General features: G+C 31.8%; 17 protein-coding genes. All 17 read left to right on the forward strand.

Annotated elements, in window-relative coordinates; all coding sequences use genetic code 11:
- Positions 1–241: 241 nt before the first annotated feature.
- The 17 genes from C6H17_RS08790 to C6H17_RS13315 all read left to right on the forward strand — a co-directional run bounded on the left by C6H17_RS08790 (position 242) and on the right by C6H17_RS13315 (position 11,661).
- Complete coding sequence (locus tag C6H17_RS08790; protein WP_005220060.1) at positions 242–667, forward strand: hypothetical protein; 426 nt, start codon at positions 242–244, stop codon at positions 665–667.
- A gap of 112 nt (positions 668–779) precedes the next feature.
- Positions 780–1,022 carry a hypothetical protein gene (locus tag C6H17_RS12250; RefSeq protein WP_158655015.1) on the forward strand — a complete coding sequence of 81 codons (243 nt, stop codon included), beginning with the start codon at positions 780–782 and terminating at the stop codon, positions 1,020–1,022.
- A 10-nt stretch (positions 1,023–1,032) separates the two neighbouring features.
- Positions 1,033–1,233 carry a hypothetical protein gene (locus C6H17_RS08800; protein ID WP_020995585.1) on the forward strand — a complete coding sequence of 67 codons (201 nt, stop codon included), beginning with the start codon at positions 1,033–1,035 and terminating at the stop codon, positions 1,231–1,233.
- A 58-nt stretch (positions 1,234–1,291) separates the two neighbouring features.
- Positions 1,292–1,519, forward strand: a complete 228-nt coding sequence (locus C6H17_RS08805; RefSeq protein ID WP_020995584.1) for a hypothetical protein — start codon at positions 1,292–1,294, stop codon at positions 1,517–1,519.
- Between the two features lie 311 nt (positions 1,520–1,830).
- On the forward strand, positions 1,831–2,235 hold the full coding sequence (locus C6H17_RS08815) for a hypothetical protein (RefSeq protein WP_005220057.1): 405 nt from the start codon (positions 1,831–1,833) through the stop codon (positions 2,233–2,235).
- A gap of 149 nt (positions 2,236–2,384) precedes the next feature.
- Complete coding sequence (locus C6H17_RS08820) at positions 2,385–2,900, forward strand: hypothetical protein (protein WP_223808338.1); 516 nt, start codon at positions 2,385–2,387, stop codon at positions 2,898–2,900.
- Positions 2,901–2,911: 11 nt separating this feature from the next.
- Positions 2,912–3,355, forward strand: a complete 444-nt coding sequence (locus C6H17_RS08825) for a hypothetical protein (RefSeq protein WP_020995582.1) — start codon at positions 2,912–2,914, stop codon at positions 3,353–3,355.
- Between the two features lie 2 nt (positions 3,356–3,357).
- On the forward strand, positions 3,358–5,202 hold the full coding sequence (locus C6H17_RS08830) for a hypothetical protein (RefSeq protein WP_005220054.1): 1,845 nt from the start codon (positions 3,358–3,360) through the stop codon (positions 5,200–5,202).
- Positions 5,189–5,878 (forward strand): hypothetical protein, encoded by a 690-nt coding sequence (locus tag C6H17_RS08835; protein ID WP_020995581.1) that lies wholly within the window; start codon positions 5,189–5,191, stop codon positions 5,876–5,878. The genes C6H17_RS08830 and C6H17_RS08835 overlap by 14 nt, the downstream gene beginning before the upstream one ends.
- A gap of 234 nt (positions 5,879–6,112) precedes the next feature.
- Positions 6,113–6,265 (forward strand): hypothetical protein, encoded by a 153-nt coding sequence (locus C6H17_RS12255; RefSeq protein WP_020995580.1) that lies wholly within the window; start codon positions 6,113–6,115, stop codon positions 6,263–6,265.
- On the forward strand, positions 6,259–7,080 hold the full coding sequence (locus tag C6H17_RS08840; RefSeq protein ID WP_158655016.1) for a hypothetical protein: 822 nt from the start codon (positions 6,259–6,261) through the stop codon (positions 7,078–7,080). The genes C6H17_RS12255 and C6H17_RS08840 overlap by 7 nt, the downstream gene beginning before the upstream one ends.
- A gap of 19 nt (positions 7,081–7,099) precedes the next feature.
- Entirely contained in the window at positions 7,100–7,690 is a 591-nt protein-coding gene (locus C6H17_RS08845; RefSeq protein ID WP_005220052.1) for a hypothetical protein, read from the forward strand.
- A complete protein-coding gene (locus C6H17_RS08850; RefSeq protein ID WP_005220051.1) occupies positions 7,690–8,124 on the forward strand; it encodes a hypothetical protein in 435 nt (144 codons plus the stop codon). The genes C6H17_RS08845 and C6H17_RS08850 overlap by 1 nt, the downstream gene beginning before the upstream one ends.
- Positions 8,096–8,728, forward strand: a complete 633-nt coding sequence (locus tag C6H17_RS08855; RefSeq protein WP_020995579.1) for a hypothetical protein — start codon at positions 8,096–8,098, stop codon at positions 8,726–8,728. Before C6H17_RS08850 ends, C6H17_RS08855 begins: the two co-directional genes overlap by 29 nt.
- Before the next feature lie 234 nt (positions 8,729–8,962).
- A complete protein-coding gene (locus C6H17_RS08860) occupies positions 8,963–10,624 on the forward strand; it encodes a hypothetical protein (RefSeq protein WP_020995578.1) in 1,662 nt (553 codons plus the stop codon).
- A gap of 92 nt (positions 10,625–10,716) precedes the next feature.
- Positions 10,717–11,418, forward strand: a complete 702-nt coding sequence (locus C6H17_RS08865) for a hypothetical protein (protein WP_223808337.1) — start codon at positions 10,717–10,719, stop codon at positions 11,416–11,418.
- Between the two features lie 108 nt (positions 11,419–11,526).
- Positions 11,527–11,661, forward strand: coding sequence for a hypothetical protein (locus C6H17_RS13315; RefSeq protein ID WP_020995577.1), 135 nt, complete (start codon positions 11,527–11,529; stop codon positions 11,659–11,661).
- The last annotated feature ends 115 nt before the right edge of the window (positions 11,662–11,776 follow it).

Consider the following 11,776-nt stretch of genomic DNA (forward strand, 5'->3'; position numbering starts at 1 on the left):
GTTTGGAAGCTAAAGATATAATGGAGGGATAGACTTAAGCAAAGAAGGTACTAGATTTTTTATTGCATAGAAGATGTATCAAAAATTAATACTATTGATATTTCTGTGTGGAGACTTAAAAATCCAAAAGACTTTAAAAGAGAAATCCAAAAGTTTGAGGCATCAAAGAAGCTCAGATTTATAGATGAAACCAAAAGACAATGTTATCACATTGAAATTACCCAACCTTAAAGGAGGAATTTTGCATAATTTTATAACAATTCTATTTGTTTCTGCATTGTCTCTTTGTAGTTTTGTGCAAGCGAAGGACTTTAGGGCAAGTTGTGAGCGTTGCATTATAGTATTTTCTCTAGGCGATAAGATGATTGAGAAACTCAAACAAGAAATGGGAGAAGAAGATTTCTATGTAATGGCAGATGATATAAATCATGATAGATATAGCGTTTCAAATTATGTTGAAGCAAACAATATTGAATTTATCTACATTAAAGATTCTGATATTTTTGATACCCTGCTATTTGCAAATCAAAAAATACACATAGAATCTTATTTTGGATATTGGATTTATAAAAAAGGAAAAATTGCAAAATATTTTCCAGATATATCTGAAGATGAAATCAACAAGTATTTTAACATTAGTAATCCAAAGTATCCCAAAGGACAATAGAGGTGGGTATGGGAAAACAGAAACACAAAAAGAAAACATACCAATTAATTGGATACACACAGATTCTAGCGGTAATTATTCAGAGAAAATTTCAAGAGCAAAGGCAATGGAGATGAAAAATGCTTATGGAATGAAATATATAGCCTCCATTACATCAAATCATATTTTAGGTAAAGCTATCGATATGACGATTACTTGGATAAAAGATATAAAAATTAAAGATAAAGCAGGAAAAGAATATATTTTAACACCAAATAATGGTGCTAAATGCAAAGAACTTCATGATATTGGAGCAACCTATGGAGTCTATAAGTTGCTAAAAGACGATCCACATTGGTCATTTAATGGAAAGTAAAGGAAAGGCGATGCGTTATGTATTGATTTTAATGATTTGTTGTAATAGCTTATTTGCACAAATAGAAACAGAAAAAAACTTCACAGACACAAATATCACAAAAGCGTATGAAAAAATGAAATATAGTTTTTCTGAGAGTTATTATCTCCCACAAAGCATTGAGTCTATGAAAAACATCACGCAAACTCTTGGTATTATACTAAACAATTAGATATTATTTATATAGTATGTGCTATCATATACTATATTTTTTACTAAAAGGATGAAAAATGATTTCGTTAAAAACAGGCATATTCCCAGGGAAGAACTCTAATAGCACTCCAACCGAAACCCCCTCTAGGAATGAAGATTATACTCGTGGATTATCTAAGGAAGAAATGCAAATTCTTCTTAGAAAAAAAGGATTTCGAGAAAACATATTACCTGTTGATCCGCTTCTTTTTATTTCTAGGATATCTGATGAAGATATAGAAGAAATCAAGTCTAGACGCGTATAAAAAATAAACACTAGGCTTCTTTGTCTAGTGTTTATTTTTTTTTCTGAATGTTATGTAAGTTAGGAGGATGTTGGACGTGTTAAACTATTTTCTACAACAAACATACCAGCATCAACCTGGTATTAAATATTATAGTAGATTTGATTATATCAAAAAGAGATATAAGGAAGAAATAAATAAAATTATCGAATACCATGGTAATAGAGTAAGAGCTGTTAATAATTCGCATTTATTAGTAAGACTAATTAAATTATTATCTCCTTTTAAATTTAATATGGACTTCTTCGATTATTTTAAATATGTAGATAGTAATGCTTGATTATGAGAAAAGTGAGATTTATGGTTATGAAAGCTTTAAAATCCAATGGCAAAACGAAAATGAAGTAAGCATAAATCTTAATGCTTTTAACGATGGAGAGAAAATTTGCACTTACAGAAGTTATATTCTTTCTTTAAAACAAGTGGGCAAAGATACACGAGGCGTTATAGAATCTATAATGCTTTATCCACAAGATATTGACACATACATACAAAATGCTTGTGAGTGCAATTATTTTCGTGGCGAATATGGATACGATGAAGCAAGAAATAAAGAACTTGATAGGCAAATGGATAAATATTGCAAACCATTGCCACAAGATTATAAAATCTTGCAAGAAAAATACAATGATAAGCCAAAATTACAAAGGATTCTAAAAAGGGTAAATGAGCTGTAAAAATAATAACAAAGCAGGAGTCATCACAAACAATAATGCACAAAACATCATTAATACAGAACTTTTATTAGATGATAGATTCTGTGAATTGATATAATGTATTGCTAGAATATCAAAGAAAATACTCTGCAAATAGGGTAAAACTAGAGGTGGGGTATGAAGAGGAGGATTTGAGTGGAATTGAGGTAGTGGGAAAAAATGGAATGGATATAAGTTTAGTGTCTGAATATTCTAAAAACATACTAAGACAAATTGCAAAAAATTCTAACTACAAAAGAGTCGTAATTAGCAGCACAGCAAGGACGCCTAGAAAACAAGCAGAAATTATGTATAATAATATCATTACAAATGGCTTACAAAAACAAAGAAATACCTATGAGCAACCCGGACAACGAGTGTTAGATGTATATGAAACGCAGAAAAAAGCTAGTAAAAACAAAGATGAGATTATACAGGCAATGACAAACAAAATCAATGAACTTGGAGCTTCTAGTGTATCAACACATTGTGCGGATTTCAATATTGTCAATGTGGTTGATATTCCGCATTCATCTTTAGGTAAAAATAAAGAGAAGTTTAAAAGTGAGGCTATTAAGCTGCTAGGCAAAACAAATGTTTTAGATGAGAATAATTGCTACCATATTGTGATACACCAACAAAACTAAAGGAAAATAGTATGTATAAATATATAAAAAATATTGCAATAATTATGGCTCTATGCTTGAGTTTGGAAGCTAAAGACTTTGTGGTGAATTGTGATAAATGTGTAATTGAAATAGGTTCTACTGATGAGGAAGTGGAGTATTTTAAAAAAGAAATGGGAGAAGAGGATTTTTATGTCGCAGCGGATGATGCAAATTATTATGCTTACACATTAAGCAAATATCTTGAAACAAATGGCATAGAATTTAAACATGTTGCGCGTCTTGATTCACATCGCACAAAGATTGTGTTTCCAAATGAAAGTATAGATATTGCAAATCTCAAGTGGTTATATGAATATTATTTGTATCAAAAAGGCAAAAAGCCTTATAAACTTATGGATATTTCCGCTCCAGAAGATGAAATCAACAAGTATTTTAACATTAGTAATCCAAAGTATCCTAAAGAGAGTGAATAAAAATGAATGATCCGACACATATATACTCCCCAGCCTATAAAGTAAAGAATTATACCACCCATACCAAACTAGATTATAACTCTCCCCTATCTCTATACTTCAATGGTAAGGAATTACAGATATTAGAATGGGGAGAGGTGAAAAGAGATAGTGTAGATTCTGCAAAATTAGATAAAAACAAAATCTTTATAGCAAGAAGTGGTAAGCCTCTAAGCATTTCTAATCAAGATTCTATATCACAAGCAAACCCAGATAATACACAAGAATACTTTGATTATTCTAAACAAAGACAAAAAGACAAAGATAAAGGAGCAATACTAGAGGGGATATATTATATAGACATTACTCAAAGCAAAGATGATAAACAAAGTGGCATAAGAGAATATAATAATACTTGGTATTCTCTCTCAAGAACTAAAGAAGGTGAAAAGCAATGGGGTAAATATAATATCCCTATCTATACTGATAAAGATTGCACAAATACACTAGAATCCACCACACAAAGAGAGAGTTTCTATCTACATGGAGGAGAAAGCTATGGCAATGCTGGTGGGATTGATTTGGCTAAAGAAATCGATAGCTTTGTAGCTTCAATACAAAGGCTTAGCAATCAAACTAAAGATAATAAACTCTCAATAAAGCTTTTAGTAGAATATACTCATATTCTCTCTAACACAGATTTGCAATCTATCGATTTACACAGGGAGATTCAAAGAACAGATGATATAAAAAAACACAGAGTAGCACTCACTGCTAATTACACTAAGCCAGATTCTATGAGTGTAGAAAGCTTTAATGCACAAAAGCAACAAACCTATTGGGCATATAAAGAACTCTCACAAACAGAGGAGTGTAACCTTGAGGAAGTAAGGATTAAGGATATAACACTCTTTCAAAAAAGACAAAAAGATTATAAGGGAGAAACTATAGAAATTAATTTAAACGACTATGATTGGCAGCACTGCAATAAACAAATCATAGTCTTTGCTTTTAGCCCTAAGGATATACTACAAAATGAGAATGGGGAAGAAGTGTTAAAGAAGCCTAAATATAAAATCATTACAAGAGGTTTTCGATACGATATGCTAAAAAGAGTGTTTAATGGTATTAATTATGCGATATTAGAAACCACGCCCACCACACAAGCACAAAGAAATCAGCACAATGAAGTAAATGCTAAAGTGCAAAAATTAAAAGATATGGTAAATGAGCTTAATAGACTCCATGCTGATAATGAACCTATGTTTGTGCATTATAAGCTTGATACTAGGGCAAGAATAGAGCATTTTTTTGCACAAGCTAGAGCAGAATGTGGAAATACATTAGTGTTGGAGGAGAATATTACTAGAGAAAATGCAAATAGAAATTACAATGCAAATAGGTGGCTAAATAATAGACCCAATACAGACGATGGCTATAATTTTAGAGGTAGAGGATTGCTACATATCACAGGTAGAGGCTCAATAGAGCAAGGACGCAATGAGGGCTATACAGGATTTAATCAAAGGGTTACTAATCCATTGTATGGTGGCTTACAAAATAGGGACTTTGTCAATAATGCTAATGATAGAGACTCTCTAGCTAATAATGGCTTAGAGGCTTTACTTGCTGGTGTATATGTATGGAAAACTCTCATCTCAAGAGAAACACGAACACATCTATACGATATAGCCAATGCAGAGGATAGCATTAGCCCAACTCCCACAGGAGTAGCTAATATACCCAATCTTAGCAATAACTTACGCCTTATTTCCCAAAGGATAAATGGCGGGAATAATGGTTTATCTAACAGACAAAATTCTCTTAATCACATTAGAACCCAAAGGATTTTTGATGAGTTTGAGTAGAATCCTTTTAGGTATAGCTTTATTATCACTATATTGTTTTGCTTTGGACTTAGAGCAAATGATGATACCAAACATTAAGCCTAGCTTTGATTGTGCTAAAGCCAAATTTGATGATGAGTTTAGCATATGTGGAGATGGCTTTGGTGCGGGCTATAATATGCTACCCATTATTGATAATTTTTATTCAAGTTTTTATAAGATTGTAAGCAAAGAAATAGAATCTAAAGACAACATAATCCTTAAAAACATATCCACAACAATGCTTAAAAATAGGAGGAAATGTCCATCTCAAATACATTTTCACGATACTTTCAACAAAGAGGCATTTGACAAAGAAAATGAGGAAAACTTGCAAAAAGGCTATGATGTAATAGATTTACATAATCTTAGTTCGGGAATGGCGAGTGTTTTGGGAATGAATTGCTATGAATATCATTATCTCAAAGCCCTGCGACAAATCACAGAGTTTCTCTATACTACTCCACAATATAAAATAATCTTTGAAAAAATCTTTTATCCTAATCCCAAAGAGTATTACAAGCTTATAATGACTAAAAAAATATCAAGCCCAGATTCATTGTTTGATGAGGATGCTGATGTGATACTCGATGTTATCGACAAAGCTGCTAAAGATAATCTCTTAGAATCTAATGGGGCGTTAAAAAAGCATGAGTGAAACCTATTTTTTGTTAAGACTAATACTGATACTAGGGCTAGTGTAGATTCTGTAACAAGAATCATCAATCGATATACCGATAGCTATCAAGCAAGAAAATACATTATGAAAGGCTTTAGAAGCAAATCACAAAAGATTTAAACAAAACCAAGCAAATTTTACAAAAAGACAATGCCAATATTACAAAGCGATATTTATAGTATAAGATTAACTAGGAATTAATGGGGAGAACAAATGTCAAATAGAGAAAACACCCAAGAGTATAGTAAAGATATGCTAAGAATACAGATTGTAGATTCCAATGGCATAGCTATAATAAACAAATCATGGTCTTTGCTTTTAGCCCTAAGGATATACTACAAAATGAGAATGGGGAAGAAGTGTTAAGCAAGCCTAAATATAAAATCATTACAAGAGGTTTTCGATACGATATGCTAAAAAGAGTGTTTAATGGGATTAATTATGCGATATTAGAAACCACGCCCACCACACAAGCACAAAGAAATCATTACAATGAAGTAAATGCTAAAGTGCAAAAATTAAAAGATATGGTAAATGAGCTTAATAGACTCCATGCTGATAATGAACCTATGTTTGTGCATTATAAGCTTGATACTAGGGCAAGGATAGAGCATTTTTTTGCACAAAGTTGGGTAGAGACTTGGGCTGGGCAGTTAAGACTTGCTGAAAGTATTTCTAAAGAAAATGCCAACAAAAACTATAATAATCGATATGGCAATAGACCCAACACAGATGATGGCTATAACTTTAGAGGGAGAGGATTATTGCATTTAACCTTTAGAGATAATTATCATGCTTGCACAAGATATTTGCACAATCAAGGTTGGCTAAGTAGTGATATAGATTTTGAGGCGCAGCCACAGCTAGTTACAGATTCTGGAGTGTATGCTTTGCTTAGTGCGGTGTATTATTGGAATACAAAAACTTATCCTAATGGAGTCAATGTTAGTATTCCAGCTTGGAGAAATTTTCATCTCTATGAAATAGCAGATGATGAAGCTAATGGTAATACTATAATCCCAACAATAGATGAGGACACACAGCAAGAAATTGACCTGACACAAGCCCAAAGAACAATCAGTGTGCTTGTAAATGGTGGAAGAAAAGGTTTAACAAGTAGAAGAGATTCACACAATAGGATTAGAAATAATCAAATATTTGTAGAGTTTGACAATCAATAATCACTTAAGGAGGCAATAAATGCTTAGAATCTTGCTTATTACATTACTATCCAGTTTATCTTTTGGGGCAGATTCTCTTGGTATCTTTGAATATTATTCTAAGAATGAAGCCAAAATGGGAGAATTAGAGCCTAGCTTTAATTGTGCTAAGGCTATAGATGGTGTAGAGGAATATATCTGTTTTTCTGCAAATGCTGGTATGGCTGCTACTCCTGCATTGATATTGATTGATAATCTTTTTACATCATACTACAAAATGATTATGCAGTATACCGCTACACTACACAAAGATAATATAAGATCCATAACAAAAAAGGCGATGAAACAAAGGGATAAAGATTTTAATGCTATTGTATGTGATACTCAAATGAGTAGTGCCTACTGCCAAATCTTAAAAAATGATAGCGTATTTCGATCGTATAGTTTGGGTATTATGGAATTATCAAAAGTCTTAGCGGAAACTAATCCAACTTTGTTGCATAGCATATTTTTAAATCATACGGAGCAGATTCTACAAAATGGCATTAGTGAGCAAATACTAGATTCTCTGTATCAAGACAACCTAATTAATGAAATAGGTAAGTTGATTGTCAAGGTGGATTCTAAGTAATGAGACAAGGCGATGGCTATAACTTTAGAGGGAGAGGATTATTGCATTTAACCTTTAAAGATAATTATCATGCTTGCACAAGATATTTGCACAATCAAGGTTGGCTAAGTAGTGATATAGATTTTGAGGCACAGCCACAGCTAGTTACAGATTCTGGAGTGTATGCTTTGCTTAGTGCGGTGTGGGTTTGGAATACATACAGAATCAATGAGCAAAATCTTTATAATATCGCGGAAAACCAAGATATTATTCATGCACAATATAGTTTTACCAAAAATCGAAATGGCACAGGTGGAACTATTACATTAAATAATGTGAGTCAAAACCTAAGGTTAATTACTGAAAGAATTAATGGTTGGTATAATAATTTGGCAGAAAGACAACAAACATACACAAGGATAAAAAATGCTGAAATATTTAAAGATTTTGAATAAATTTTATATTGTATTTATTTTGGTCTCAAGCCTCAATGCCTTAAGCCTTGAAGAAATGTTGCAACAAGATAACATTAAGCCTAGCTTTGATTGTGATTTGCCAAAACTTTCAGAATCTGAAATGGATATATGTGGCGGTGTGGGCATGATACCTGCTTCTTATTTTGCCATTATTGATAATTTCTATTCAAGTTATTATAAAGCAGTAATCAAACATATAGATTTAAAAGATAAAACAATCATTAAAAATATTTCTTTAACAATGCTTAAAGAGCGAGGTAAGGTATGCCCAAATACAAAGTTTGACGATAATGTAAGCTCTGGATTAAATTCTGCATTAGCCGCACAATGTTATTGCTATCCATACAACAAAGCCCTGCGAGAAATCACAGAGTTTATTTATAATAATCCTAAATATAAAAATATTTTTGAACAAATCTTTTATCCGAATCCAAAAGGTTATTACCAACTCATAATGAATAAGAAACCACTAAATCCAGACTCTCCATTTGATGATGATGCCGAAGTGATATTTGATGTAATTGACAAAGCCGCTAAGGATAATCTCTTAGAATCTAATGGGGCGTTAAAAAAGCATGAGTGAAACCTATTTTTTGTTAAGACTAATACTGATACTAGGGCTAGTGTAGATTCTGTAACAAGAATCATCAATCGATATACCGATAGCTATCAAGCAAGAAAATACATTATGAAAGGCTTTAGAAGCAAATCACAAAAGATTTCAACAAAACCAAGCAAATTTTACAAAAAGACAATGCCAATATTACAAAGCGATATTTATAGTATAAGATTAACTAGGAATTAATGGGGAGAACAAATGTCAAATAGAGAAAACACCCAAGAGTATAGTAAAGAAACATTGAGAATACAAATTATAGATTCTAAAGGCAATCCTATTGAAGATGCAGAGGTTATCTTATTGGGTATGGGACAAAAACAGGGGCAAAAGATTACCTTACCAGATAAAACAGATTCTCAAGGAGAAATTACTTTTGATTTTCAAGAATATATCAAAGATATCAATAGATTTGAAACCACAATAAACCACCCAGATTATTATTCATACCCTATAAACCGCAATAGGAAAATATGTAGGAGTTATGAGTATGGGCATTTGTGTGTAGAAAGTTTTGCTAAGATACCTACATTCTATTTTGATGGTAAAACACTTAATATATCTCAATGTCCAAATCCTGCTAAGAGATATGCTTTAAAAAACCCGCCAAATCAAGATTCTAATAATCAAACACAGAAAGAATACTATATACAATTACAAAGCAATCAAAAAAACTTTAGCATTTATAAAGATAAAAATCTTTCTGAAGCAAGCGATTACATTTTACATTTAGAATATTCTAGCCAAACAACAACGCAACCTGAAGAGAACAAAAATCTAAACTTTGATAATGATGACACCTTAAGAAAATTTAAAAAAGAAATAGAGTCTATTATCAAAATGAATGAGAAAAAGGGCAACACAATATCTATACATAAGTTTATTGTTGATTATGATGTGCCAGATTTTATAGAAAAAGCTTTGCAACTTATTGATAAATTTGAAAATAGAGATACTCACGGGGTATTTTCGGAAGAAAGGCTTGCAAAAGCAAAAGAAAATTCAAATCCATTTGATAAAAATTTGATTATAAAAACACTCAAAGAAAGAATGGTTAATCTTGTGAAAAGTAACTATCATATAACAAATGCTACACTGCCTGCAATAAACAATCCCACAGAGTCCTATTATCCAAACCAAGGACCAACTTCGCTTTGCGGACCTGCTGCATTTTTTTATTGTCTTTTGATAGATAGACCAGATTTATATGTCAAATGTGTTATTGATTTGTGGGAAAACGGGAAAGCAAAAATTAAAAATCTAAGTATTGAGCCAAGCAGAAACTGCAAAAAACCAAAATCACTTGGAGATGATGGAAATAAAATCAATGGCGTAGATTGGATAACTCTAGCAGGCTTGCGAGATTCTGAAAATATGGTATTAGATTATGATGAGGAAAACGACCAAGTAGCTGGCATAACACTTGAGGGAAAAATAAAACAATGGTTTTTAAAGGTCGGAGCAAAATTATTGTTTTCTAATGTAACTTATGGTCTACATATTGGTAAAGACGAATTGTTGTGTTTGGTTAAATATAAACAACAATATCCACAGGCTCATATTATTTCTTTAATTAACGCTGAACTTATAGGTGGTTCTAGCAGTGGGATACCGGGCATTAAAAAGTCTCATTGGATAGTGTGGAAGACTATACCACAAAGCAACGGAAAAGATATAGATTCTCACATACAAGATAATGCTACCATTGCACAAAGTGTAGTAACTTGGGGCGAAATAGACAGAAAAGTAGAAAAGATTGATGGGAAAAGCCTTAAGGATTATACTTTAACAGAATATCTTAGTTATAATTTTGGTGCTATGGTATTCTTGCCTATACCTTACGAATTGGGAGAATGTGAATGAGAGTATTAAAACTACTTTGCCTTATACCTTTATGTGCGATGCTTGCCTCCTGCACAAAGCCTTTCACAAACTTTGAAACAAGCAGGGCAAAAATGCAAAAACTATCAGGTTTTAATGTCATACAATGTGATGAAATATTAGAAAAATCACTCAAAGATGAAGAGGAGATTCTAAGCAATAAAGGCTTAATAGATTACAAGAAACAATATTTTAAAAATGGAAGAAATATCCAAATAAATCAATACGAAATTACTAAAAATAAAGAAAAAACCATAATAAAGAATAAAACCAATAACACTAACATACAAGTATATAATGATAATGAAGCTGCAGCGTTTAATATTTCTTACGATAAGCAATATTTAGGAATCTGTGATAGAGGAAAGCTACATATATTTGATTTAAACAAAAATTTATATGAACTTGAGCATTACAAAGATAAAAAATGCACAAGAGTTGATTTCTCTTTAGATAATACATATCTTATAGTCAATAACAAAAAGCAAGGGCAGATTTATGAATTTAAGAGAGGCAATTTGGTATATGATAATCCCAATAATCCTCTTTTTGTATCATTGGATTATGCAATAGCGGGCAATGAAATTATATTACTTGATGAAAACAAAAGAATTATTGTTGAGGGATTAGGGGACTCAAGTTTAAAAGAAAAGATTATAGAAGTTAGAAAAAATAAAGAGGGTATTGATGTATTAGTCTGGGAATTACAAAAATCTTGGATACCTTTTGTCTCTTTCCCCCCAAGTTGTTCAATTAGAAGATTGCAAGGATTTTAGTGCAAACAAAGATTCAAATACACAAACTTTCAATCAAGGGCTTTCTATAATGCTAGACCAATGATTTAGACAAACAATTTGACATATAGGTAATTTAAGGAATAACTAATGAATCACGATAGCAACAACCCCAACACAGCAGGTATTACAATAGGCTTACCAAACTCTAGCAACAAAGGATTTGATATAAAAGCTGGAATAACTCTAGGATTAGATGGGATTAGCATTACACTGGATTATTAAAACGAAACTATTTAAAAATAATTCATCTCGCAAATAAAATTAGAGTTTTTCTTATGCTCTTCAATCATATTACTTCTTAATTACCAAAGGGTTACTATGCAATCTTATCTCTCAC

This window comes from Helicobacter rappini (genome assembly GCF_900198625.1).
GTDB lineage: Bacteria > Campylobacterota > Campylobacteria > Campylobacterales > Helicobacteraceae > Helicobacter_A > Helicobacter_A rappini.